This window comes from Mesorhizobium sp. Mes31 (genome assembly GCF_024519675.1).
In the GTDB taxonomy this organism is placed as follows: domain Bacteria; phylum Pseudomonadota; class Alphaproteobacteria; order Rhizobiales; family Rhizobiaceae; genus Mesorhizobium.
Map to the genome: position 1 here is coordinate 164397 of NZ_JALJRL010000012.1, position 25761 is coordinate 190157.

21 protein-coding genes and 1 riboswitch are annotated in these 25761 nt (G+C 63.5%); of the genes, 8 read left to right on the plus strand and 13 right to left on the minus strand.

Annotated elements, in window-relative coordinates; translation table 11 throughout:
- Positions 1-86: 86 nt before the first annotated feature.
- The gene (locus NR193_RS21210; RefSeq protein ID WP_256752708.1) at positions 87-860 is read right to left on the minus strand and encodes an amino acid ABC transporter substrate-binding protein; all 774 of its coding nucleotides are present in this window, start codon (positions 858-860) and stop codon (positions 87-89) included.
- Positions 861-1187: 327 nt separating this feature from the next.
- On the opposite strand from NR193_RS21210, the gene NR193_RS21215 reads away from it, so the two are divergent.
- Positions 1188-2051 carry an RNA polymerase factor sigma-32 gene (locus tag NR193_RS21215; RefSeq protein ID WP_256752709.1) on the plus strand — a complete coding sequence of 288 codons (864 nt, stop codon included), beginning with the start codon at positions 1188-1190 and terminating at the stop codon, positions 2049-2051.
- 43 nt (positions 2052-2094) lie between these two features.
- On the opposite strand, the gene NR193_RS21220 is transcribed toward NR193_RS21215, so the two are convergent.
- The 4 genes from NR193_RS21220 to thiB all read right to left on the minus strand — a co-directional run bounded on the left by NR193_RS21220 (position 2095) and on the right by thiB (position 7480).
- Positions 2095-3564, minus strand: coding sequence for a M48 family metalloprotease (locus NR193_RS21220; protein ID WP_256752710.1), 1470 nt, complete (start codon positions 3562-3564; stop codon positions 2095-2097).
- 259 nt (positions 3565-3823) lie between these two features.
- The gene (thiQ, locus tag NR193_RS21225; RefSeq protein WP_256752711.1) at positions 3824-4606 is read right to left on the minus strand and encodes a thiamine ABC transporter ATP-binding protein; all 783 of its coding nucleotides are present in this window, start codon (positions 4604-4606) and stop codon (positions 3824-3826) included.
- Positions 4599-6224 carry a thiamine/thiamine pyrophosphate ABC transporter permease gene (gene thiP, locus NR193_RS21230; protein WP_256752712.1) on the minus strand — a complete coding sequence of 542 codons (1626 nt, stop codon included), beginning with the start codon at positions 6222-6224 and terminating at the stop codon, positions 4599-4601. Before thiP ends, thiQ begins: the two co-directional genes overlap by 8 nt.
- Positions 6225-6481: 257 nt before the next feature.
- Complete coding sequence (gene thiB, locus NR193_RS21235) at positions 6482-7480, minus strand: thiamine ABC transporter substrate binding subunit (RefSeq protein ID WP_256752713.1); 999 nt, start codon at positions 7478-7480, stop codon at positions 6482-6484.
- A 43-nt stretch (positions 7481-7523) separates the two neighbouring features.
- Positions 7524-7638, minus strand: a riboswitch (TPP riboswitch).
- 88 nt (positions 7639-7726) lie between these two features.
- Here thiB and NR193_RS21240 point away from each other — a divergent pair.
- The 4 genes from NR193_RS21240 (at position 7727) to NR193_RS21255 (ending at position 10911) form a co-directional block, all read left to right on the plus strand.
- Positions 7727-8371 carry a thiamine diphosphokinase gene (locus tag NR193_RS21240; protein WP_256752714.1) on the plus strand — a complete coding sequence of 215 codons (645 nt, stop codon included), beginning with the start codon at positions 7727-7729 and terminating at the stop codon, positions 8369-8371.
- A 1-nt stretch (position 8372) separates the two neighbouring features.
- A complete protein-coding gene (locus NR193_RS21245) occupies positions 8373-10193 on the plus strand; it encodes an ABC-F family ATP-binding cassette domain-containing protein (protein WP_256752715.1) in 1821 nt (606 codons plus the stop codon).
- A 176-nt stretch (positions 10194-10369) separates the two neighbouring features.
- Positions 10370-10612: a type II toxin-antitoxin system CcdA family antitoxin gene (locus NR193_RS21250; protein WP_256752716.1), complete on the plus strand. Its 243-nt coding sequence runs from the start codon at positions 10370-10372 to the stop codon at positions 10610-10612.
- On the plus strand, positions 10612-10911 hold the full coding sequence (locus NR193_RS21255; RefSeq protein WP_256752717.1) for a CcdB family protein: 300 nt from the start codon (positions 10612-10614) through the stop codon (positions 10909-10911). The genes NR193_RS21250 and NR193_RS21255 overlap by 1 nt, the downstream gene beginning before the upstream one ends.
- A 32-nt stretch (positions 10912-10943) precedes the next feature.
- Here NR193_RS21255 and NR193_RS21260 read toward each other — a convergent pair whose 3' ends face one another.
- Positions 10944-12614, minus strand: a complete 1671-nt coding sequence (locus NR193_RS21260; RefSeq protein ID WP_256752718.1) for a hypothetical protein — start codon at positions 12612-12614, stop codon at positions 10944-10946.
- Positions 12615-12690: 76 nt separating this feature from the next.
- Positions 12691-13989: an adenylosuccinate synthase gene (locus tag NR193_RS21265; RefSeq protein WP_256752719.1), complete on the minus strand. Its 1299-nt coding sequence runs from the start codon at positions 13987-13989 to the stop codon at positions 12691-12693.
- Positions 13990-14202: 213 nt separating this feature from the next.
- On the opposite strand from NR193_RS21265, the gene NR193_RS21270 reads away from it, so the two are divergent.
- Entirely contained in the window at positions 14203-15114 is a 912-nt protein-coding gene (locus NR193_RS21270; RefSeq protein WP_256752720.1) for a DMT family transporter, read from the plus strand.
- Between the two features lie 53 nt (positions 15115-15167).
- On the opposite strand, the gene serA is transcribed toward NR193_RS21270, so the two are convergent.
- From serA to glmM, 5 genes are all read right to left on the minus strand, one after another.
- Entirely contained in the window at positions 15168-16769 is a 1602-nt protein-coding gene (serA, locus tag NR193_RS21275; protein WP_256752721.1) for a phosphoglycerate dehydrogenase, read from the minus strand.
- A 70-nt stretch (positions 16770-16839) separates the two neighbouring features.
- On the minus strand, positions 16840-18015 hold the full coding sequence (locus tag NR193_RS21280; protein ID WP_256752722.1) for a phosphoserine transaminase: 1176 nt from the start codon (positions 18013-18015) through the stop codon (positions 16840-16842).
- Positions 18016-18215: 200 nt separating this feature from the next.
- Positions 18216-18989 carry an outer membrane protein gene (locus tag NR193_RS21285; protein WP_256752723.1) on the minus strand — a complete coding sequence of 258 codons (774 nt, stop codon included), beginning with the start codon at positions 18987-18989 and terminating at the stop codon, positions 18216-18218.
- A 209-nt stretch (positions 18990-19198) separates the two neighbouring features.
- Positions 19199-20044, minus strand: coding sequence for an outer membrane protein (locus NR193_RS21290; protein WP_256752724.1), 846 nt, complete (start codon positions 20042-20044; stop codon positions 19199-19201).
- Between the two features lie 246 nt (positions 20045-20290).
- A complete protein-coding gene (gene glmM, locus NR193_RS21295; protein WP_256752725.1) occupies positions 20291-21643 on the minus strand; it encodes a phosphoglucosamine mutase in 1353 nt (450 codons plus the stop codon).
- A gap of 368 nt (positions 21644-22011) precedes the next feature.
- On the opposite strand from glmM, the gene NR193_RS21300 reads away from it, so the two are divergent.
- The gene (locus NR193_RS21300; RefSeq protein ID WP_256752726.1) at positions 22012-22875 is read left to right on the plus strand and encodes a hypothetical protein; all 864 of its coding nucleotides are present in this window, start codon (positions 22012-22014) and stop codon (positions 22873-22875) included.
- Between the two features lie 306 nt (positions 22876-23181).
- Positions 23182-23640, plus strand: coding sequence for a hypothetical protein (locus NR193_RS21305; RefSeq protein ID WP_256752727.1), 459 nt, complete (start codon positions 23182-23184; stop codon positions 23638-23640).
- A 96-nt stretch (positions 23641-23736) separates the two neighbouring features.
- Here the strand turns inward: NR193_RS21305 and ftsH are convergent, their stop codons facing one another.
- Positions 23737-25665, minus strand: a complete 1929-nt coding sequence (gene ftsH / locus NR193_RS21310) for an ATP-dependent zinc metalloprotease FtsH (protein WP_256752728.1) — start codon at positions 25663-25665, stop codon at positions 23737-23739.
- Positions 25666-25761: the final 96 nt, after the last annotated feature.

Sequence of the window (25761 nt, forward strand, 5' to 3'; positions counted from 1 at the left end):
ATATCACGCCAAAGGCGGCGGGCCGTCAAAAGACGGTCCGCCGCCAGGTATCCTTGCATGGGCCGGCAACCGGCCCGCCTCATGAATTACTTCGAGACGTCCTGGCCGAAATAGGTGTCGGCGATCTTCTTGTAGGTGCCGTCGGCCTTGATGTCGGCCAGCGCCTTGTTGATGGCGGCGACCAGATCCGGATCGCCCTTGCGCACGATGACGCCGGAATAGTCGGCGTTTTCTTCCTGCGCGGCGATCTTCACATTGGCGTCCGGCTTGTGCTTCTTGAAGTCGAGGAACGACAGGCTGTCATTGATGGTGGCGTCGGCGCGGCCGGTCAAAAGCAGCTGGATCGACTGGTCGAACCCATCGGTGCCGACGAGCTCGGCGCCGTTCGTCTCGGCCAGCTTGCCGAAGTTCGAGGTCAGCGACTGCGCCGACTTCTTGCCCTTGAGATCGGCGAAGGTCTTGATGTCGGTGTTTTCGCCGCGCACGATCAGCACCGCCTTGGAGGCGATATAGGGATCGGAGAAGTCATACTTGGCCTTGCGCGCCTCGGTGATGCCGACTTCGTTGATGACGGCGTCATAGCGATTGGCGTCGAGGCCGGCTATCAGCCCGTCCCACTTGCCTTCGAGGAACTCCACCTTGACGCCGAGCTTCTCGCCGATCGCCTTGGCGATCTCGACGTCGAAGCCGACCAGCGCGCCGGCTGCATCATGATAGGTGAACGGTGCATAGGTGCCTTCCGTGCCGACCTTGATGACCCCAGCCTGCTTGATCTGGTCGAGATTGGCGCCGGCATGGCCAGCGGTGACAGCCAGAACCTGCAGCGTTCCGGCGACGATGAGCGACTTGAGCCATTTCATTTTTCTGTGATCCCGTCCTTGGCCTGATATCCGGCATGTTGTGAGCGCTGGAAGCTGACAGATGAAAGGCGAAAAAATAAGGAACAGGATTTCAAAAACAATGGGTTCCTGAAACCAGATTCTCCAGATGGCCTTTTCCAGCGGCGATTGACGTCCTTGTCGGTCAGCGCCGACGCCTCTCAGGCACCACGATCCGCCTGGCAACAGCCACGGAACCATTCCCGCGCATGACACGTTCTGGGTTTGTAGGGCACGACGCCGCCATTTCAACTGGCGCCTGGCCAAACTTGCAAAGTCATCCGCATCGCCAGAGCCAGGGAGCGCCTCATGATGGAAGACACAGCAGGACGGATCATGGTCCGCGCGGCAATGAAGGCGCCCTATCTCGAACGTGACGAGGAGCATCGGCTCGCATTGCGCTGGAAGGAGGACAACGACCAGAACGCGCTGCACAGCATCACCGTTGCCCATATGCGGCTGGTCATTTCCATGGCTTCCAAATTCCGCCACTACGGTCTGCCGCTCGGCGATCTCATCCAGGAGGGTCATGTCGGGCTGCTTGAGGCGGCGGCCCGCTTCGAGCCGGAGCGCGAAGTGCGGTTCTCGACCTATGCGACCTGGTGGATTCGCGCCTCGATGCAGGACTACATCCTGCGCAACTGGTCGATCGTGCGCGGCGGTACCAGCTCGGCGCAGAAGGCGCTGTTCTTCAATCTGCGGCGCTTGCGTGCCCGGCTGGCGAATGGTGCCGAACCGCTGTCCAATGCGACGCTCTACCGGGAAGTGTCGGTCGCGCTCGGCGTCTCCGAAGCCGATGTCGCCATGATGGATTCACGGCTGTCGGCGCCCGACTCCTCGCTCAACATGCCGCTGGCCGATGATGCGGGTGCCACCGAGCGCATGGATTTCCTGGTCTCGGACGATCCGCTGCCCGACGAGGTCGCCGGCGACACGATCGATGTCGAGCGCCGTTTGGTCTGGCTGAAAGCAGCGCTTGGCGCGCTCAACGCACGCGAACTGAGGATCATCGAGGAGCGTCGGCTGAGGGACGAGGGCGCGACGCTCGAGGCACTCGGCGAGACGCTCGGCATTTCCAAGGAGCGCGTCCGCCAGATCGAGGCCCGCGCCATGGAAAAGCTCAAGATCGCTCTGGTGAAGCAGAACCCTGAATTTCTCGCGACAGCCGCTTGAAGCCGTAGGGCGCATCAGGCGCCCGGCGGCTTGCAACGACCGCTTACTTGTCCGTGACGATCTTGACCTTGTCACCGGCAGAAACCGCGGCGCCCGGTGACAGCGCATTGAGCACGCGGAACAGGTCGAGCTTGCGGTCGACGCCGACCATCTGGGCCGAAAGCGAACCCATGGTCTGCCCGGGCTGGACCGTGACGACGCGGATATGCAGCGGCTTCAGCGCCGCCTTTTCGGCTGCACTGAGGATACGGAAAGAGCCGCTCACCGAACGCGCCACCGGCTCCAGCGAGGTGCTGGCCGAGGGTGCTGCCGTCAGCAGCCGGTAGACCTGGCCGCCGGCGCGGATCACCGCGATGTCGAACTGCCAGCCCTCGGCGCCGGCATGCGCGGTCGCCGCCTCGTTGCCGTTGATCGTTTCCTGCCTGACGCTGCTGTCGTCGAGACCGGCCACCCAGCCGCTGCGGATATAGTCGGTCAGCGCGCGGTTCTTGTCGATCGAGACGCCATCAAAGCGGATCGCGATGTCGCCCGGCCCGGTTGCCGTCACCGCGGCCGCCGAATTGTCGATGATGAAGCCCTCGGGTACCGAGAAGGACACGCCGAGGCCCGGATGCAGGAAGGTCTCGCCGCGCACATAACCTTCTTCGGGCGTGTCGCCATAAAGCAGTCCGTCTATGCCGGCGAGGAAGGAATCGCGGTCGCGCGTGCCGACGCCGGGCGCGCCGAACTGGCGGGCATGGCGCTGCGCCAGATCAATGCGCTGCGGCGTGTTGGGATGCGTCGCCAGGAAGTCGAGGCTGGCATCGGTGGCACCGCTGATCGAGCGGAAGTCGGTATAGGCCGACATCGACTGCAGGAAGCGGCCCGCGGCAAAAGGATCGTAACCGGCTTCGCCGATCGACTTGATGCCGATGGCGTCGGCCTCCAGTTCCTGGTTGCGCGAGAACTGCGCGAGTCTCAGCTTGCCGCGGATCAGCGCCGCCTTGGCGGTCGGGCTGTCACCGAGCACGTCCGAGACGACCTTGGTCGCGAGGCCTTCCTCGGCCTCCAACTGCTGGCGCTGCAGGCCGTGGTTGGCGGTGACGTGGCCCATCTCATGCGCGATGACCGCCGCAAGCTCGGCCGAATCATTGGCCAGCGCCAGCAGGCCACGGGTGATGTAGAGATAGCCGCCAGGCAGCGCGAAGGCGTTGACGTTGGGCGAATTCAGGATGGTGATGCGATAGGTCTGCGTCGGATTGGCCGACACCACGGTCAAGTTGCCGACCACCTTGGCGACCATGCGCTCGAGCTTGGGGTCGGAATATTCGCCGCCATAGGTGGCCAGGATGCGCGGATGCTGCGCCTTGGCCAGTTCGGCGAGCTTGTTGTTGGCGCCGACATTGTCGACGGTGATCGGCTTGTCGGACGGCTGGAAGCCGGATTCCTGGACTTCCGGAGGCGTGAACATCTGGCAGCTTGCCAGCGCCACGGCAAGGCCGGCCAGCGCCAGAAAGCGCGCCAGCGGATTCATTCGTAGTCTGTCAACGCCGATCGCCAGAACGGCTTCCTTTCGGGTCCCGGCGCATGACCACGAAAATCGGGGGCGATCTTCGGAACGTGCCATGCGCAAAAAACAAACTGCTACAGCATCCGTCGTGCGTCCTTCCGGACGGGCGGCGGATGCTGTAGGCAAATCACGGCCTGTGCCGGACCAGTAGGGCGGACCTAGCCACACTACCCCAGTCATGGCAAGCAAGCGCCACATCGCCTGAACCCGGTTTGGCCGTAAATTATGTCCGCTTCCGGGCAATATCTCGTGATACCGCATCACCGGCACTTGCACCGACATAGCGCCGGAACACATCCGGACCAGACCCGGCAAAGAAATCTTCCGCCTTGCCGGCAGCTGCGACCACGCCATTGTCCAGGAACACCACGTGCTGACCGATTCGACGGGCATCTTCGGGCTGGTGCGTGACGAACAGCACCGTCATGCCGCGTTCGGCGTGAACAGCGGCGATGAGGTCGAGCATGTCATCGCGCAGGGCCGGCCCGAGCGAAGCGAAGGGTTCGTCAAGCAGGAGCACCGGACGATCGCGCACCAGCACGCGAGCCAGTGCGACGCGCTGGCGTTCACCCCCGGAGAGTTCGCGCGGCAGGCGTCCTTCCTTGCCGGCGAGTCCGGTACGCTCCAGCGCCTCGGCGATGGCGGTCTGATCAGCCTCGGTCAACCGCAGTGACGGCGAACGGCCGAGCCCGACATTCTGTTCCACGGAAAGATGGGCGAAAAGGTTGTTTTCCTGGAACACCATCGACACCGGCCGCGCCGAAGGCGGCTCGGCGCTGACATCGGCGCCGCCGATCAGCACGCGGCCGGACAGCGGCATCTCGAACCCGGCGATCAGATTGAGCAGCGTCGACTTGCCGGAACCGCTCGGCCCCATGATGGCGGTGACTTTCGCCGCCGTGAAATCGACATCGAAGACGAGCGGCGCTTCGCCATAGCTGAACGACACCTTGTCCAGCCGCACCGAAGCGCCCTTTTCAAGCCTGCTAGCCGCCCCGTCAGGCATCCCGGTTCTTCTCCCTTCCCAGCCAGTGCGCCGCCATGATCAATGCGAGGCAGACGAGGCCGAGCAGCAGCGCCAGGCCAGCGGCGTCCTCGGTGCGGTAGCTGCCCATGCGCGCCAGGAGAAGGTAGGGCAATGTCTGCACGGAATCACTGCCGAACAGCGCGATGACGCCGAGATCGCCGAGCGACAGCGCCATGGCAAAAGCGAAAGCAGTCGCAAGCGGCCGCCGCAGCGACGGCCAGTCGACCAGCATGAGCCGGTTCCAGCCCGCAATGCCGAGCTGTTCACAGAGCCGCTCGTGGCGCTCGCTCGCCGCATCATAGGCGGGACGGACAGCGCGCAGCGCGAACGGCATTGCCATCACGGCGTTGACGCTGACGACCATGGCCGGGGCGATGGCGAAGACAGCGCCGACATGACGCAGCAACAGGAACCAGCCGGCGCCGATGACGATCGGCGGCACGACGAGGACAAAACCGGCGCCGGTATCGGTGGCATGTTCGAGCAGTGTCCTTGCGCCGGCGCGGCGAGCGAGCGCCAGCGCCCGGCGTGCCATGGTCAGCGCCAGCGACAGCATCACCGAAAGCAGTGCCGACAGGAAGGCGAGAACCACACTGGTCAGCGTCGCCTGTCGCACGGCGGCCTCACCGGCCAGCCGGCCGAGATCGGCGCCGAGCCCGGCCATCACCGTCGCCGCCATCGGTCCGACAACGAACACCAGCGCAAGCACGATCAGCACGACGTTCAGCGAGGTCTCGGTCCCGCTGACGGAAAGATAGCGGCGCGGCGCGACCGGCAGGCTGGTGTCGCCGACGGCATTGGCGCCGAGCCGCGTCAGCGCCAGCGCCACGACAAAGGTCAACGCGATCTGCAGCAGCGTTAGCGTAACGGCCCGCGCGGGATCGAAATCGAAGCGCAGCGCCTGATAGATGCCGACCTCGAGTGTCGTCGCGGCCGGTCCGCCGCCGAGCGTCAGCACGATCGTGAACGATGTGATGCAGAGCATGAAGACAAGCCCGGCGACCCCTGGCAGGGATGCGCGCAGCGTCGGCCATTCGATCAGCCGGTACGCCGGCCGGGCTCCCATGCCGAGCTGGCTCGCCAGCCGCCATTGGTCGGCCGGTATGGTCTGCAGCGCTTCGAGGAACAGCCTTGCCGCCAGCGGCAGGTTGAAGAAGACATGCGCGACGAGAATGCCTGACAGGCCATAGATGCCCGGCCAGCTTCCACCACCAATCATCGTGAGCACGCCGGCGAAATAGCCGGCGCGGCCATAGAGGGCGAGGATGCCGAGGGCGGCGACGATGGCCGGCAGCGCCAATGGCACGGCGAAAAGCTGCAGGATGAAAGCGCGGCCGAGGAAACGTGGATGCCGCGACAGGGCGCGCGCCACGAACAGTGCCGGGCCGACGGAAAGCAGCGTCGAAAGTGCCGCCTGCCACAGCGTGAAGCGCACGACGCGCAGCAGATAGGGATCGAAGGCTGCCCATGCACCGGAAAAGTCATGGGCGCCTTCGAAAAGCAGGCCGGCAAACGCGCCGCCGATCAGCAGCGCGATCGCGGCAAGCGCGACAATGCCGGCGCTGATGCGGGGGTCAGACGGATGGCGCGTATGCATGTCGCGCTACCCAACACCGCAACGGGGTGCTGATCGAAGTAAATTCTTGGCTCGGGTCGAGTTCCCGCCCCCCCCCTCTGTCCTTCCGGACATCTCCCCCGCAAGGGGGGAGATTGCGCGTTCCACCGCCCGGGCCAATCTACAAAGTGGCAGGAATAAGCGAGGCGAAAGAGCTGCCAATCTCCCTCCTTGCGGGGGAGATGGCCGGCAGGCCAGAGGGGGGTGGCTTGGCATAAACATCCGACGAGGTTTGAACCCTATTTGCTCATCACCGCCAGCCATTCATCGACCCACACCTTGCGATTGGCCGCGACCTCCTCCGGGCTGAACAGCAAGGTCTTGGTCGGCTTGACCAGTTTGTCGAAGGCCGGGTTGAGCGGCTTGTCGGTCTTGCCGGCCGGGAACATCCAGTTGGTCTCGGGGATGGCATCCTGGAACTTCGGTCCGGTCATAAAGGTCATGAACTTTTCCGCCAGCGGGTTCTTCGCGCCTGTCGTGGTGATGCCGGCGACCTCGATCTGCAGATACTCGCCCTCCTCGAAGGACGCCGCCTGGTAGCGCTCGGTATTCTCGGCGACCATGTGGTAGGCCGGCGAGGTGGTGTAGGACAGCACCATCGGCGCCTCGCCCTTGGTGAACAGGCCATAGGCTTCGCTCCAGCCCGGCGTCACGGTCAGCACCTTCGCCTTGAGCTTGGCCCAGGCTTCCGGCGCCTTGTCGCCATAGACCGACTTCACCCACAACAGCAGGCCGAGGCCCGGCGTCGAGGTGCGCGGATCCTGGATGACGATCTTGTCGTCGGCGCTGCCCTCGACCAGGTCCTTGAGGCTCTTGGGCGGTGTCTTCAGCTTCTCGGTGTCGTAGACGACGGCGAAGTAACCGTAGTCAAAGGGGACAAAAGTGTCGTCGCTCCAGCCGCCCGGCACATTGATATCCGCCACCGCGCCATGCGGCGCGAACAGGCCGGTGGCCTTTGCGTCGGCGGTGAGATTGGTATCGAGCCCAAGCACGATGTCGGCCTTGGTCGATGCCCCTTCCAGCTTGACGCGGTTGAGCAGCGCCACGCCATCTGCGACCGAGACGAAGTCCACATCGCAGCCGCATTCGGCTTCGAATTCCTTCTTCACCACCGGACCGGGCCCCCAGTCGGCGGTGAAGCTCTCATAGGTGTAGATGGTGAGCTTGTCCTTGGCCAAGGCCGGCCCGGACAGGACAACGGCCATTGCTGAGACAAGAGAATATAAAAGCGTGCGCATCGGCGCCTCCTTCGTTCGAATTGAAAGGAATTGAGGCGTCGGACTGTCCGAAACGTCTAATCCCTCCGCCGGTACAAACCGGATCAGGTTCAGCGGGTTGGCGAGACTGCCTCTCAGCCGGTCCGCGAAGATCGCGTCCGGCACCCCGTTAGAGCGTTTCGACACATAGGCCCGGTCGACGAACCGCGCAAGTGGGAGTCTGCCGGCCTTCCGTTTCCGTTGCCGGGCTGGTAAGGGCCACAAGATATGAGCACATTCACCATCCTGCTTGGCGGCGATCTCATCCGCACGCCCCGGCTCGACCGCCAGGTCGAAGGCTCGCGCGTGATCGCCGCCGACGCCGGCATCGGCCATGCGCGGCTGCTCGGCCTTGTCCCGGAACTGTGGGTGGGTGATTTCGATTCGGTGCCGGCCAATCTGCCGGATGACCTCGCCGCGGTGCCCCGCCGGACCTTTCCGGCCGAGAAGGACAAGACCGATGGCGAACTGGCCATCGCCGCCGCGTTCGAACGCGGCGCGACCAGCCTGGTGCTCGCCGGCGCTTTCGGCGGCAAGCGCGCCGACCACGCCTTCCTGCATATGGCGCTTGGCCTGCGGCTGGCCGAAGCCGGGACCAAGGTGCTTCTGACCAGCGGCGCCCAGGAAGCCGTCCCACTGCTGCACGGAACGGCTGGCTTCGACTATGCCGACGGCACGCTGTTTTCGGTGCTCGGCCTTTCCGAGCTTGCCGGCCTGACCGTCACTGGCGCCAAATGGCCGCTGAACCACGTGAAGGTGGCGTTCGGCTCGTCGCTGACCATTTCCAACGAGGTCGAGGGCCGCCTCGGAATCGCCCTGGACCATGGCCGCGCGATGCTGCTCGCTCACCCCTATCCATTACCCGAAAGCTGATATGGCCCCGCCCCTTCTCAATCTCGACGGGATAAAACTGACCTTCGGCGGCACGCCGCTGCTCGATGGGGCCGCCTTGACGGCTTCGGCCGGTGACAAGATCGCGCTGGTCGGCCGCAACGGTTCCGGCAAGTCGACGCTGCTGAAGATCGCCGCCGGCCTGATCGAGCCGCAGGACGGCGAGGTTTTCCGCCAGCCTTCGGCGACCGTCCGCTATTTGCCGCAGATGCCTGACATGGAGGGTTTCCAGACGGTCCGCGCCTATGTCGAGGCGGGGCTTGGCCCTGCCGACGATCCCTACCGCGCCAGCTATTTGATGGAGCATCTTGGCCTCTCGGGCGAGGAGCGGCCGAACGATCTTTCCGGCGGCGAGGCCAGGCGCGCGGCCCTTGCCCGCGTCATGGCGCCGGAGCCCGACATTCTCCTGCTCGATGAGCCGACCAACCATCTCGACCTGTCGGTCATCGAATGGCTGGAAGAAGAGCTCGTCCGCACCTCCTCGGCACTCGTCGTCATCTCGCACGACCGCCGCTTCCTCGAGCGCGTATCGCGCGCCACCATCTGGCTCGATCGCGGCCAGACCCGCAGGCTGGACAAAGGTTTTGGCCATTTCGAGGAATGGCGCGATCTCGTGCTGGAAGAGGAAGAGCGCGAGCAGCACAAGCTCGGCCGCCAGATCGTGCGCGAAGAACACTGGCTGCGCTATGGCGTGACGGCGCGGCGCAAGCGCAACATGCGACGGCTCGGCGAACTGCAGACCATGCGCCAGCGCTTCCGCGGCCATCGCGGCGCCGAAGGTTCGGCCACCATGGTGGCGAGCGACGCCGCCGAGTCCGGCAAGCTGGTGATCGAGGCCAAGAACATCGAGAAGAGTTTTGGCGACCTCACCGTGGTCAAGGGGTTTTCGACCCGCATCCAGCGCGGCGATCGCGTCGGTCTGGTCGGGCCGAACGGCGCCGGCAAGACGACGCTGCTGAAGATGCTGACCGGCGAGATGAAGCCCGATGCAGGTTCCATCCGGCTCGGCACCAATCTGGAGATCGCCACGCTCGACCAGAAGCGCGAGGCGGTCGACCCGCAGGAAACGCTGGCGCAGTATCTCACCGACGGGCGCGGCGAGAACCTCGTCATCAATGGCGAACAGCGCCACGTCGTTTCCTACATGAAGGATTTCCTGTTCAAGCCGGAGCAGGCCCGCACCCCGGTGCGCGAGCTTTCCGGCGGCGAACGGGCGCGCCTGTTGCTGGCACGCGTACTGGCACGGCCGGCAAACCTTCTGGTGCTCGATGAGCCGACCAACGATCTCGACATGGAGACACTGGAACTCCTGCAGGAACTGGTCGCCGGTTTTGCCGGCACGGTCATCCTGGTCAGCCATGACCGCGATTTCCTCGACCGCACCGTCACCAGCATCATCGCGCCTGACGGTGGCGGCCGCTGGGTCGAATATGCCGGCGGCTATTCCGACATGCTGGCGCAGCGCGGCGGCACCAGGCTCGACGACCGCAAGGCGCGCGCCAGGGCCGAGGCCGGCGATGCGCCGGCGGCGGGCAAGAGCGAGGCGGCCGCCCCAAAGGGACCGGCGAAGAAACTGTCGTTCAAGCAGAAATTCGCGCTGGAATCGCTGCCCAAGAAAATCGAGGCGGTGACCGCTTCGATCTCGCGACTGGAAAACAACATCGCCGATCCGGCCTATTACGAGCGCGATCCGGCCTCGTTCCAGAAGACCATCGCCGCCCTCGACAAGGAGCGCGCGACGCTGGCTGCGCTGGAGGAGGAATGGCTGGAACTGGAGATGCTGCGGGAAGAGATGGAGGGGTGAGGAGCGTTCGGCCGCTGGCCGACCGATCGACGACGATTTGTCGATTGAAACGACGAACGGTGAAAGCCCGATTCGCCTGAACGGCTGGGAGCCATAGCGGAGGGTCGATAGGCCGTCGTCACTTGCCTGCGCGTATTTATGCGCATACATTATGCGCATAAAAGAAGGCTATCTCCATGCTTCAACCGGCGCCAAAACCTCAGCGAAGGTCCGTCAACACGTCCATCGACTCTCAACTGATCGAAGACGCCAAAGCATTGGGCATCAACATCTCCCGCGCCGCCGAGGCGGGTATCGCGAAAGCGATTGCAGCGGAGAAGACGCGTCGATGGCAAGAAGAGAACAAGGAAGCGATTAAAAGCTCCAACGCCTATGTCAAGCGCAACGGACTGCCATTGGCCAAACACCGGCTGTTTTGATGGCACGCTACGATCTCTATCGGAATACCGAAGGCAGCGGTTATCTTCTCGACGTTCAGTCCGACCTTCTTGAAGGGCTGAGCACGAGGGTCGTCATTCCGTTGATGCCGCCCAACATAGCCCCGGTTCCGGGTCGCCGGTTAAACCCGACCTTCGCTATCGATGGCAAAGACCATGTGATGGTCACACAATTCATGTCAGCCTTGATGGCCGCTGAGTTGCCGGATGCCGAGGGAAATCTTTCCCTGCATCACGACGACATCGTCGCCGCGCTCGACATGTTGTTTCAGGGCTTCTGAACGACGGCGACAGCGGAGCGAAACGCCCGCCGTCAGCCCGCCGTCTTCGCCTGCCAGGCCTTGATCGCCTCGTCGAACACCTTCTCGCCGGGAATGCCCTTTTCCATGGTCAGCAGCGCCCGCCGTCCGGTCTTGTAGACGACCGGCACGTCGATCCAGTCCTGGCCACGCAGCAAGGTCAGATTGGCGTCCTCATCGGCCTTGGTGTCATTGAGCGCGACGAGGAAGAAGCCGTCGGCGATCTTGGCTGGAATGCCGATCAGCGGGCTGCCGGCATCCTGTTCGGAGCTTTTCATGGCGACGCGCAGGATGTTGTCGACGCCGCCGCCCTCGAAGCCGTCGGGCGTCAGGAAGATCATCTCGATGATATGGCTGGCCGGCAGGGTCTGGTCGGTGTTGCGGCGGATGGTCATGCGCAACTGGATGTCCTTGCCGGGAATGGTTGCCTCTGCGCGGATCGCCGGTTCCGGCGGCAGGTCACCGCCGGGCGATTCCTGCACCAGCGACCACACGATATTGCCCGGCTCCGCCGACCCCTGGGCGGTGCTGGTGCGCTCCTCGTAGAAGATCGCCTTCTGGCCGACCGGCAGCGCGGCTTGCGCCGGCGCGGCCGCCGGCGCCGTTGGCGTGGCACCCGCCGGCGCTGGTGGGGCGGCGGCATCGGCCGGCGCCGCCGGTGCGGCTCCGTTGGCAGGCGGTGTCGCAGGTGCGGTGCCCACTGCCGGCGGCGGCGTCGCAGCCGGTGCGGCAGCGGCTGGCGCGCCGGCTGCCGGTGCGGGAACCGCCGGTGGGGGTGCGGCAGGCGCGTTCGTCGCCGACGGCGGCGTGGTCAGCGCGGCAACCGATTCGCCCTCGCCTATGCCGCTCTGTCCAGCGGCCGGGCCGGGGTCGACTTCACTGCCCTGCGGTGTCAGCCGTTGGGTGAACTTCGTGCCTTCGGCTTCGGTGCCGCCCGCCGCGGGCGCCGGAGTGGCGGCGTCGGTCGCCGGTTTGGCCGGCGCCGGTTTGACCGGTTCGGTCTTCACGACCTTGGTACCGTCAAGCCCCAGCATCTTGCCGAAGGCATCCTTGTTGAGCCAGATGCCGTAGCCACCGCCGGCAACGACCAGCAAGACGGCGACGGCCGCTATCAGCCCGCCATAGCTGCGCTTGCGTTCGGCGGGGCGCAGGCGCTGGAAAGTGTCCGACACCGGCTCTTCGTTGCTGGCAAAGACGTCGACCTCGTCGTCATCCGCGTCACCGTCCATCCCCGCAAGGGTCGCGTCGGCGCGGGAAGGCACGGAAGGCGCCGGCGTCGGCTTTGGCCAGCTTGGCTCGACCTTGGCTGCGGGCGGCGGCGCTGGACGGTAAGGCTCCGGTTTGGCGGCAGGAGGCGCCGGCCACGCAGGCTCCGCCTTCGCCGGCTGGCGCGTGTGGCTCGGCTGGTTCTTGTTGCGGTCGATGGAGGAAAAGATGTGTTCCAGCTCGGCGAGCGGATCCGTCTCCGGCACGCTCTTGGCATAGTCCCGCTCGACACTCACGATGGCGTCTTCCAGCGAGCGCTTCTGCGTGGTTATGGCTTCGGGGGCCAGAGGCGGCGAATATTCCGCAAGCTTCTTCGCCAGCATGGTACGAACGCTGCCATAGATGCGCGTACGCTTTTCGGGCGTCTCGTCGCCATGCTTGTCGAGCGCCTTTTTCAGAATAGCAACGAAATCTGCCATGCTTCAGTCGACCTGTATTTTGCTCCCGGGCCGGCCCCCGCAAATCGGCCGCGATGCCCCGGAAAGGCTTCAGAAACTAGTCTTGAAACGGATCGGTCACAAGTATCGTGTCGTCCCGTTCCGGGCTGGTGGAAAGGAGCGCGACCGGCGCGCCGATCAGCTCCTCGATGTAACGGACATACTTGACGGCCTGGGCCGGCAGATCGTTCCAGCTGCGCGCGCCGGCGGTGGTGCCTTTCCAGCCCTCCAGCGTCTCGTAGACCGGTTCGACACGCGCCTGCGCGCCCTGGCTGGCCGGCAGATAGTCGATCATCTCGCCGTCGAGGCGGTAGCCGGTGCAGACCTTGATCTCGTCCAGCCCGTCGAGTACGTCGAGCTTGGTCAGCGCGATGCCCTTGATGCCGTTGACGGCGACCGCCTGGCGCACCAGCACCGCGTCGAACCAGCCGCAGCGGCGCTTGCGGCCGGTGACGACGCCGAATTCGTGGCCGCGCGTGCCGAGGAACTCGCCGATCTCATTCTTCTGCTCGGTCGGAAACGGACCTTCGCCGACGCGTGTCGTGTAGGCCTTGGTGATGCCGAGCACATAGCCGATGGCGCCCGGGCCGACGCCGGAGCCGGCGGCCGCCTGGCCAGCGACCGTGTTGGATGAAGTGACAAAGGGATAGGTGCCGTGGTCGATATCGAGCAGCGTGCCTTGCGCGCCCTCGAACAAGATGCGCTCGCCGGCGCGGCGCTTGTCGTCGAGGATTTTCCAGACGCGGTCCATATAGGGCAGGATCTCGGCCGCGACCGAGGTCAGCTCATCCATGATCGCGTCATGCGTGACTTCGGCATGGCCGAGCCCACGGCGCAGCGCATTGTGGTGCGTCAGCAGCCTGTCGACCTTTACGGGAAGCGTTTCCAAATCCGCCAGATCCATCACCCGAACCGCGCGCCGGCCCACCTTGTCCTCGTAGGCGGGACCGATGCCGCGGCGGGTCGTGCCAATCTTCGTTCCGGAATTGGAGGCGGCGTCCTCGCGGAATCCGTCCAGTTCCCGGTGCAGGGACAGGATAAGCGCTGTGTTTTCGGCTATTTTCAGGCGATCCGGCGTCACCTCGACACCTTGTGCCTTGAGCTTCGCCACTTCGGCGACGAAAGCGTGCGGGTCGAAGACGACGCCATTGCCGATGATGGACAGCTTGCCCTGGCGCACGACGCCCGATGGCAACAGCGACAGCTTGTAGACCTTGCCGTCGACGACCAGCGTGTGGCCGGCATTGTGACCGCCCTGGAAACGCACCACGACATCGGCACGCTCCGACAGCCAGTCGACGATCTTGCCCTTGCCTTCGTCGCCCCACTGCGAGCCGACGACCACCACATTGGCCATGTTTCTTTTCCCTTGAGACGCCGCCAAGCGGCTTGAATATGGTTCGAAACGACAGGCCTCTATAACGTCAAGGCCTCACGAGCGCGACCTTTCTTTGCCGCCGAAAATGCCCTGAGGCACAACAATTTTCGGCTTTGACATCATTTACTTGGGTGAACGGGGGCAATAGGCCGGCAAACACCGCAGTTCACCTCCGGCGGCCGGAATCCCGCGATGCATCGAAGCGCCTACATATTCCTGCTGTTGACCACCTTGCTGTGGGGCGGCAATTCGGTGGCCGGCAAGCTGGCGGTCGATCACGTCTCGCCGATGACGCTCGTCTTCCTGCGCTGGGTGCTGGCGGTGCTGATCATGCTGCCGATCGGCTTTCAGACGATACGGAAGGACTGGCCGGTGGTGCGCAAGCACTGGGTCGTCCTGGCCGCGCTTGGCGCCAGCGGCTTCACCTTGTTCAACACCATTTTCTACACGGCGCTCAACTACACGACGGCGATCAACGTCTCGATCGAGCAGGCGGCGATGCCGATCCTGATCATCATCGCCAATTTCGTCTTCTTCCGCTTGCGCGTGAACTGGGCGCAGATCGCCGGCGTCGTGCTGACCATCGCCGGCGTGATCCTGACCGCCTGCCACGGCGATCCGCGCCGGCTGCTGACGCTGGAACTCAATTTCGGCGACGCCATCATGCTGGTCGCCGTGCTTCTCTACAGCGGCTATTCGGTCGGGTTGCGGTTGAAGCCGGTGATGCACTGGCAGAGCCTGATGCTGGCCATGTCGGTCGCCGCGCTCATCACCTCGCTGCCCTTCTTCCTGTGGGAGATCGCCGCCGGCAAGGTCATTGTGCCCGACGCGCGCGGCTGGACAGTCATCGTCTATACCGCGATCGGCGCCTCGGTCATCTCGCAGATCTTCTACATCAGGGGCAACGAACTGATCGGCGCCAACCGCGCCGGCCTGTTCATCAATCTGGTGCCGATCTTCGGCACGCTGCTTTCCGTGCTGATCGTCGGCGAGACGTTCCAGCTCTATCAGGCATTGGCGCTGGTGCTCGTGCTGGGCGGCATCGGGCTTGCCGAACACAGCGGCCGGAAGATGGCGCACCTGGCATCGGCCAGAACACGCTGAACACCAAAAGGCGCGGACCACGCCGCGCCTTTCGATCCTTCATGGCAGTCCGGTCACATCGCGTTGACGTCGAACTGCAGCCGCTTGGCCGAGTCGATCGACTTGTGCGCCTTGACCTGCTCCAGCACATTCTCCGGGAACGGTGCGTCGAGATAGAGCAGCGCGATGGCGTCGCCGCCCGGCCGGTTGCGGCCAAGCTGGAAGTTGGCGATGTTGACACCGTTCTCACCGCAGACCGTGCCTAGCAGGCCGATGATGCCGGGGGCGTCGGCATTGGTCGTGTAGAGCATGTGCTGGCCAACCTCGGCGTCGAGATTGATGCCCTTGATCTGGATGAAGCGCGGCTTGCCATCCGAGAAGCAGGTGCCGGCGATCGAGCGCGTCATATGCTCGGTCGTGACGGTCAGCTTGATGTAGCCGTCGAACACGCCCGACTTGTCGCGCTTGACCTCGGCGACGATGATGCCGCGTTCCTTCACCATGATCGGCGCCGACACCATGTTGACGTCGGAGACCTGCGGCCGGATCAGCCCGGCAAGGGCGGCGCTGATCAGCGCGCGCGTGTTCATCGTCGCGGTCGAGCCGTCGAACAGGATCTCCACCTCCTTGATCGGATCTTCGGTGACCTGGCCGACAAAGGCGCCGAGCACTTCGGCGAGCTTGACGAACGGTTTGAGCCGCGGCGCTTCCTCGGCGGTGATCGACGGCATGTTGATGGCGTTGGAGACAGCGCCCTTGATCAGATAGTCCGCCATCTGCTCGGCGACCTGCAGCGCGACATTTTCTTGCGCCTCGGCGGTCGAGGCGCCGAGATGCGGCGTCGCCACCACATTTTCCATGCCGAACAATTCATTGTTCTCGGCCGGTTCGACCTCGAACACGTCGATGCCGGCGCCCGCCACCTTGCCGCTCTTCAATGCCGCGACCAGATCGGCCTCGACGATCAGTCCGCCACGGGCACAATTGATGATGCGCACGCCGTTCTTCATCTTGGCGATTGCCGCGGCGTCGATGATGTTGCGCGTCTTGTCGGTCAGCGGCGTGTGCAGCGTGATGAAGTCCGCGCGGGCAAAGAGCTCCTCCAGTTCGACCTTGTCGACACCGAGCTCCTCGGCGCGCTTGTCCGACAGGAACGGGTCGAAGGCGATGACGTGCATCTTCAGGCCGACGCCGCGCGTCGCGACGATCGAGCCGATGTTGCCGCAGCCGATGACGCCCAGCGTCTTGCCGGTGATCTCGACGCCCATGAAGCGGTTCTTCTCCCACTTGCCGGCATGGGTCGAGGCGTTGGCTTCCGGGATCTGGCGGGCGAGCGCGAAGATCATTGCGACCGCGTGTTCGGCGGTGGTGATCGAATTGCCGAAGGGCGTGTTCATGACGATGATACCCTTGCGGCTCGCGGCCGGGATATCGACATTGTCGACGCCGATGCCGGCGCGGCCGATGACCTTGAGCCTGGTGGCTGCATTGATCAGCTTCTCGGTGACTTTCGTCGCCGAGCGGATGGCGAGGCCATCATACTGGCCAATCACTTCGAGCAGCTTTTCCTTGTCCTTGCCGAGATCGGGCAGGTAGTCGACCTCGACGCCGCGATCCTTGAAGATCTGCACGGCGGTGGGAGAGAGTTTATCCGAGACGAGAACGCGGGGCGCCATGGCGACCTCCTTCAAAAATGGGATTTGATCCGTTAGGGGATCGGCGGCCCGAAGGCCGCCGCGAATGATCTCAGGCCGCCGCTTTCAGCGATGCCTTCTGCGCGGCAAAGGCCCAGTCGAGCCAGGGCAGCAGTGCTTCGAGATCCGACGTTTCGACCGTCGCGCCACACCAGATGCGCAGGCCTGGCGGCGCATCGCGGTAGGCGCCGATGTCGTAGGCGACACCTTCCTTGTCGAGCACCGACACCAGACCCTTGGCGAAAGCCGCCTGTCCGTCGGCGTCGAGCGCCGCCACATCCGGATCGGTGAAGGACAGGCAGACGGAGGTGTTCGACCGCGTCGCCGGCTCGACGGCGAGATGACCGAGCCATGAGGACTTGCCGACAAAGCCATCGAGGACGGCCGCATTGGCATCCGCCCTGGCGACCAGCGCGTCGAGGCCGCCGATCGACTTCGCCCAGTGCAGCGCGTCGATATAATCCTCGACGCATAGCATCGACGGCGTGTTGATGGTTTCGCCCTTGAAGATGCCTTCGATCAGTTTGCCACCCGAGGTCAGGCGGAAGATCTTCGGCAGCGGCCAGGCCGGCTTGTAGTTCTCCAGCCGCTCGACGGCTCGCGGCGACAGGATCAGCATGCCATGCGCGCCCTCGCCGCCCAGCACTTTCTGCCAGGAGAACGTGACGACGTCGAGTTTGCTGAAATCAAGTCTTTGTGCGAACGCCGCCGAGGTGGCGTCGCAGATCGTCAGTCCCTTGCGGTCCGCCGGGATGAAGTCACCGTTTGGAACGCGCACGCCGGAGGTGGTGCCGTTCCAGGTGAAGACCACGTCGCGGTCGAAATCGATCTTGGCCAGGTCGGGCAATCGGCCGTAGCCGGCTTCGATCTTGCGGACATCGGCGAGTTTCAGCTGCTTGACCACATCGGTGACCCAGCCGGAGCCAAAGCTCTCCCAGGCGACCATGTCCACACCGCGCTCGCCGAGCAGCGACCACAGCGCCATCTCGACCGCGCCGGTGTCCGATGCCGGCACGATGCCGATGCGGTAGTCCGCCGGAACTTGAAGGATTTCCCGCGTCAGCGCGATCGCCTGCTCGAGCTTGGTCTTGCCGATCTTGGCGCGGTGGGAACGGCCGAGCGCGGCGGCTTTCAGCGCCTCGACCGACCAGCCGGGGCGTTTTGCGCAGGGACCTGAGGAAAAATTGGGGTTTGCCGGACGGAGTCCGGGCTTCGTATGCGTCGTCATCGTGGTCTATCCTTCCAGATAGTGGCCCCTCGTTGGGGAGGGGTGGCCCACGGACGGCGATATTCGTTCAGGCCTCGGGCGTCAAGAGGAAAGTTTTTGTCGCTGGCAGGATACCGGCGATCCGTGATCAGGATGTCGCGGCTTCAAATGCAAACGGCGGACCGAGAGATCCGCCGTCAAGGTTCTTGGTTGGGGCCAGCCTACCAGAGATCGTAGCGCAGTCCGAGCTTGACCTGATGATTGCTGATACCCTTCTTGACCGGGAAGGAGGTCAGGCTTTCGGCCGTCACATACTCCGCGCTCGGGGCGGAAAAATACTGATAGCCCAGGTCGACCGAAACATTCTTGGAAACCTGGTAGGCAAGGCCCGCATTCAACGTATAGGCGAGGGAATACTGCGTCTTGCTGTCATTCAGCGTGAAATCGTTGGCGGGGGTGGCCTCGTCGGCATAGCTGGCGGAGAGGGAGCGTTTGCTCACGACGACGCCCACACCCGCACCGACATACGGTGTGATTCCAACATAGGTGCCAAGGTCAACATAGCCATTGAGTATGCCTGAGAACGCATAGTTTTTCAGGTTTCCCGATCCCACGATCGACGTTCCAGCCGGTGCGGTCGCAGTATCGTCATAGCCGAAGCTGGCCTTGTTACCCGGCAAATAGCCGAAGTTAAGATCGGCGCGGAGGTAATCGTTGAAATGATATCCGAAGCCGACGCTCGCAAAAACTGCGTCTTCGCTCTCGCTGAAGTTTTCATTGTTGATCGCCGACGGGAAGGTGAAATCCCCATTCTTGAAGCTTTTCTGCACCAGATAGGAGACATCGCCGCGCAGATACCACCCGGAGCCGACCTCGACCGGCACATAGTCTGGCGCCTGGTCGACATAGATCGGCGGATCATAGTCAGCAGCGAGCGCGGGCGTCAGCGGCATGAGGCCGAGTGCGGTAAGCGCCATACGCGATGTGAATTTCATGGTCCCCGACTCCCGAATTTGGCGCAGCCCGCAATCAGGACAGCAGCCATCGTTTCAAGAGCCATTGTTAACCATAGTGGTTAAGTGCCGGTTAAGGATAACAGAGCGTTAGCAAATTGATTTCGAACAGAACTCCGCTTGAAAAAGCCCAAACGAAAACCGCCCGGCTGGTGCCGGGCGGTCGACGAATTCCTGGATATTCGAAGCGACTACTTGGTGTAGACCGGCTCCGGCTCGGGCACATAGGGTTCCGGCGGCGGAGCGCAGTCCGACCTGCCGAACTGGTAGCGCAGGCCACCGCGCACTTCGTGCACGTTGATGCCATCGTCATAGCCGGGACCGACATTGCTGACGGAGTCGTAGTCGAACATCTTCCCGCCGTTTATGTGGCTATAGCGGTAGCCGACATCGAGCTTGACGCGGTCGGTCAGACAGTAGGACGCGCCGGCCATCAGGGCGTAGGCAAAGCGCCAGCCCTTGCCGCCGCGATGGAAGAAGTCACCATCGCTATCGCTGTTGTGCAACGTATCCCATTTCACCCAGGCGCCGCCGATGCCGGCGCCGACGTAAGGCGTCACCCCATGCCAGGTGCCGATGTCGACATAGGCGTTGGCAAGCAACAGCAAGGCCGAATAGGAAGACGTGTCGGTCGAAGTACAGGGGGTCTGTGCCACTCCGCAGAAACCGTTGGTCGAGCCACGGAAATCCGAATTGCTCAGCCAGTCGGCTGTGAGGTCGGTGCGGAAGTGCTGGTTGATCTGGTAACCGACACCGGCGCCGGCCGAGAAGGCACTTTTCAGTGTGCCCGTCGCGAAGGTGCCGGTACTTGGCGGCGTGCCGTAGGTGATGTAGTCGGCGCCGCCGAACTTCGACCAGTGATAGTCGATGTCGCCGCGAATGTACCAGCCGCCATACTCCTGAGCCGGCTGCTCGTAGACCGCCTGCGGCGGAGCCTCTTCGACCACCGGCGGCTCCGCTAGATCGGCTGCGAACACCGGTCCCCCCACGCCCGCGAACAGCGCGGCGAACAAGGCCCTTCTTGCTGTATTGAACATGCTGTCACCCCTGAGAAGTTCGGAACGGCGATCGTCCGAAATGCGATTGGCTTTCAGTCGTGGATAATGAATTGCAAAGGTTAAAAGGCGTTTAACCCTGTTGCTTAACCACGAATCTCTGCAATTCGAGGAATTCGGGCATTATTCTCGAGGCACGGGATTGACCGCCGGCCAATAAAAAAGCCCGCCGGATGGCGGGCTTGGAACAGGTGAAGTGCCGCGGCGCGATGCCGTCCCCGATGAGGATCAGGCGGCGCTGCGTGTTTCCGAAAGGATGTCGACGATTTCGTTGACGACGGCCTCGACCAGTTGCGGATCATCGCCCTCGGCCATGACGCGGATCAGCGGCTCGGTGCCGGATGGCCGGATGACCAGGCGCCCGGCCTTGCCGAGGCGGTGACGGGCGTCTTCAATGGCTGCCTTGACCGGCGCTTCCTCGAGCGGCTTGCCGCCGGAAATACGGACGTTCTTCAGCAGCTGCGGCACCGGCTCGAATTTCTTCGACAGCTCGCTGACCGGCCGTCCCTGCCGCTTGATGCAGGCCAGCACCTGCAGCGCCGAAACGAGGCCGTCGCCGGTGGTCGAGAAATCCGACAGCACGATATGGCCCGACTGCTCGCCGCCGACGTTCAGCCCGTGCGCGCGCATATGCTCCACGACATAGCGGTCACCGACCTTGGTGCGATGCAATTGCAGGTTCATGTCGCCAAGGAACCGTTCGAGCCCGAGGTTGGACATGACAGTCGAGACGACGCCGCCACCGGCAAGCCGCCCGCTCTGCTGCCAGGATTCGGCGATCAGCGCCATGATCTGGTCGCCATCGACGATCGCGCCGTTCTCGTCGACGATGACGACACGGTCGGCATCGCCATCGAGCGCGATGCCGATATCGGCGCGCACCTCGTGCACTTTCTTCTGCAGGCCGGCGGGATGGGTCGACCCGCACTCCTTGTTGATGTTGAAGCCGTTGGGTTCGACATTGATGGCGACCACTTCGGCGCCGAGTTCCCACAGCGCCTCGGGCGCCACCTTGTAGGCCGCGCCATTGGCGCAATCGACAACGATCCTGAGGCCCGAAAGCGACATCGAGCGCGGCAAGGTGCGCTTGGCAAACTCGATATAGCGGTCATGGACGCCGTCGACGCGCTTGGCGCGGCCGAGCCCGTCGGAATCGGCGAGCGACAGTTCGATATCCTTGTCGAGCATGCCCTCGATGCGCTCCTCGATCTCGTCGGAGAGCTTGTAGCCGTCTGGGCCGAACAGTTTGATGCCGTTGTCGTAGTAGGGGTTGTGCGAGGCCGAGATCATGACGCCGATGTCGGCGCGCAGCGAGCGCACCAGCATGGCGACCGCCGGCGTCGGGATCGGGCCGAGCAGGAACACGTCCATGCCCGCGGCGCACAAGCCCGACACCATCGCGTTCTCGATCATGTAGCCGGAAAGCCTGGTATCCTTGCCAAGCACGACGCGGTGACGATGGCTGCCGCGCTGGAACGAAAGGCCGGCGGCCATGCCCACCCGCATGGCGATTTCGGCGGTCATGGGAAACTTGTTGGCGCGCCCGCGAATACCGTCCGTGCCGAAGTAATTTCCTGCCATGCTAACCAGTTTCCTCGACAGTTCTTCCCCGGCACGTCATGCCACAATTGGCCAGGGCGCTATGATCACATTGTGTGATTATATGTTACCAATCCTTAGAAAATCATTGTTGTGCACTGCACACAATATGGCCTCGGTCCAACATGCTGGGACTGCGACAGTGCAGTATACCAGTTATGCGAGCCTTTCAGCGCAGATGCACCTGGAAAATCTTGTCCGAAAGCCGGCAACGGCCAACAATTTCATCACCTTATGGAGAGGAGCCGGCTTTCGGCGATATATACGCAACTTGGCATCTGGCGCAACCGATCGTTGAGCGTTATTGATTTGCCGGGACGTATCATGGGCTGCTGCAACGGAGAAACGCTATGCTCATCCACCGACTTGCCACTCTGACCGGCCTCGCCGTCGTTACGTTGTTCCTGGCTGCGCCAGCCAACGCGCTGACGATGGCCGAGTGCAGCACGAAGTACAACGCCGCCAAGGACGCGGGGACACTCGCCGGGGCGACGTGGAACCAGTTCCGCAAGGCTCAGTGCGGCACCGACGCCGCGGCCACCACCGACACCAAGGCGGCAGACACCAAGAAGACAACAGACACCAAGAAGGCGGCTGAAACGAAGCCGGCCAAGACGACCAAGGCGGCCACCGCCGCGGCGACCGAAAGCAAGGCCAAGGGCCTGACGGCGAAGGAATGCAGCGCCAAGTACCAGGCGGCAAAGGCTGCTGGTACGCTGAACGGCATGAAGTGGAACGACTTCCGCAAGGCCGAATGCGCCGCCGGCGCGTCCGCCGCCGCTGACACCAAGCCGGCAACCACCAAGGCCGCGGCGGCTCCCGCCGACAATGGCGGCAAGGGTCTGACCATGGCCGAATGCAGCACCAAGTACCAGGCGGCCAAGACGGCGAATACGCTGAAGGGCATGAAGTGGAACGACTTCCGCAAGGCCGAATGCGGCGCCAGCGCATCCGATGACGACACCGTGCCTGCGCCCAGCGAGGCAAATTACACCAAAGAGCCGGCAAAGCCGACGACGGTTGCCCCCAAGGGTGTCACTTTCCCGTCTGCGATCTCGGCGAAATATGCCAGCGAGACCCCCGGAAAGGGCCGCATGCATACTTGCCTCGACCAGTACTATGCCCTCAAGGACGCAAACGCGCTTGGCGGCCTTAAGTGGATCCAGAAGGGCGGCGGCTTCTACAGCCTGTGCAATGCCAAGCTCAAGAGCTGAGCCACGCATGGTATTCCCCCAGATCGATGAGGCATGAGCCGGTTGAGATCGAATTGAAGTAGACGGAAAATCTGGCAAGGACCGGCAAAGGCCCGCGATGCATCTGCTTCGCGGGCCTTTTGTTGCGCGCGACGACGCCCGCGGCCTTGCCCACATCTGCATATCGCGGGAGCTGTCGGCATCATCAATTCGCCCACACTGCCCACCGCCGGGCTTGTCGGTGGCTCCCAAAGATTTTAATTGAACATACCAGGAACAAACAGTATACAAAAAAGGCACTAACTTGTTATCAACCAGGAGGAACTTATGCTCAATTTGAAATTGGCGGTATTGGCTGCGACGGCATTGGTTGCTTGGAGCGTCGGCCCTGCAAGCGCACTGACGATGAAGGAATGCGGCGAAACCTATCGGACAGCCAAGGATGGCGGCACTCTGAACGGCATGGACTGGGCCGCTTTCCGCAAGGAGAAATGCGCGACGTCCGCTGTGGAGAGTGTCAGCGCGGATGCCGTCAAAACCGCGCCGCAGCCGAAAAAGGAAACCGGCGCGGCGGTCGCCCCCACTTTAGCGCCGACGGGCGTGACATTCCCGACCACACTCGCGGCCGAGTTCAAGACAGAAAAGCCCGCGAAGGCGCGGATGAAAACCTGCCTCCAGGGTTACCACGGCAACAAAGAGGCGGGTACGTTGAACGGCCTTCGCTGGATACAGAAGGGCGGCGGCTATTACAGCCTGTGCAATGCGCGGCTGAAAGCTGAATCATAAAATCGAATACGGCGGATAAAGCGGTTCACCGTTTTTCGCGCATACGTTGGGCCGTGATCCCCGGGCTTGTCCCGAGGATCTGCTGTCCGCCTTGGGTTAGCCCTGCGGCTGCGGTTCCATGCCGCCTTCGGGCTCTGGCCCTTTCTTGCGGCGACCGCCGGACTTCGGCACGGCCGAGCCACGGCTGGGCGGCGTATCGTCGCCCAGGTCGCGGGAGGGCTTGTGGCCGGCGATCAGCTGTTTGATCTCTTCGCCGGACAAGGTCTCATATTCGAGCAGCCCCTGTGCCAGCGCGATCCATTCCTTCTTCTTCTTGGTCAGGATGGCCTTCGCCGTCGAATAGGCCTCGTCGATCAGGCGGCGCACTTCGGCATCGATGATCTGCGCCGTCTCTTCCGAGACATTCTGCGTACGCGCGACCGAATGGCCGAGGAACACTTCTTCCTGGTTGTCCCCATAGGCGACATGGCCGAGCTTGTCGGAAAAGCCCCAGCGCGTGACCATGGCGCGCGCCAGCTTGGTCGCCTGCTCGATGTCCGAGGAGGCGCCGGAGGTGATGTTCTCCTTGCCGAACTTGAACTCCTCGGCAACGCGGCCGCCCATCATGATGGCGAGGCGCGAGATCATGTATTTGTAGCTCATCGAATAGCGGTCGCCTTCCGGCAACTGCATGACCATGCCGAGCGCCCGGCCGCGCGGAATGATGGTAGCCTTGTGCAGCGGATCGGCTGACGGAACGTTGAGCGCGAGGATGGCGTGACCTGCCTCGTGATAGGCGGTGAGCTCCTTCTCGGCCTGGGTCATGGCCGAGGAGCGGCGCTCGGCGCCCATCATGATCTTGTCCTTGGCGTCCTCGAACTCCGCCATGGTAACGAGGCGCTTGTTGCGCCGCGCGGCCATCAGTGCGGATTCGTTGACGAGGTTCATCAGATCGGCACCGGAAAACCCGGGCGTGCCACGGGCGACAACCTTGAGGTCGACATTCGGCGCCAGCGGCACGTTGCGCACATGCACCTTGAGGATCTTCTCGCGGCCGACGATGTCGGGGTTCGGCACCACCACCTGGCGGTCGAAACGGCCCGGGCGCAGCAGCGCCGGGTCGAGCACGTCGGGCCGGTTGGTGGCGGCGATCAGGATGATGCTCTCGTTAGATTCGAAGCCGTCCATCTCGACCAGCAGCTGGTTCAGCGTCTGCTCGCGTTCATCATTGCCGCCGCCGAGGCCCGCGCCGCGATGGCGGCCGACCGCGTCGATTTCGTCGATGAAGATGATGCAGGGCGCATTCTTCTTGGCCTGATCGAACATGTCGCGGACGCGGCTGGCGCCGACGCCGACGAACATCTCGACGAAGTCCGAGCCGGAAATGGTGAAGAACGGCACATTGGCTTCGCCGGCAACCGAGCGGGCGAGCAGCGTCTTGCCGGTTCCCGGAGGGCCGACGAGCAGCACGCCACGAGGAATCTTGCCGCCGAGCCGCTGGAACTTCTGCGGATCGCGCAGGAACTCGACGATCTCTTCGAGGTCTTCCTTGGCTTCATCGACGCCGGCGACGTCCTGGAAGGTGACGCGGCCATGCGCCTCGGTCAGAAGCTTGGCCTTCGACTTGCCGAAGCCCATGGCGCGTCCCGAGCCGGATTGCATCTGGCGCATGAAGAATATCCAGACGCCAAGGATGAGGATCATCGGCAGCCACGAGATCAGATAGCCGAACAGCGAATTGGAACCGTCGGTTTCAGGCCGCGCATTGATGGTGACGTTCTTGTCCTGCAACCGCGAGACCAGCGACGGATCGCCCGGCGAATAGGTCTGGAAACCGCTGGCATTGTCCGTGTAGGAACCGGTGATGCGAGCGCCCGCAATGGTCACCGTCTTGACACGGCCCGCCGCGACATCCTGCAGGAACTGCGAATAAGGCACATCGCTCGAAGCCCCACGCGTCTGCGGCGTCTGGAACAGATTGAACAGGGCAATGAGCAGGACCGCTATGATCGCCCAGAGCGCGAGGTTGCGATAGTTCGGATTCATCAATTGTCCCGTTGGCGTCCGCGGGGCGGACACGCGTCATGAGAGGAAACTTGGGCCTAACATAGGGAGAGCGCCTCCCCTTGCCAAGCAGAACAG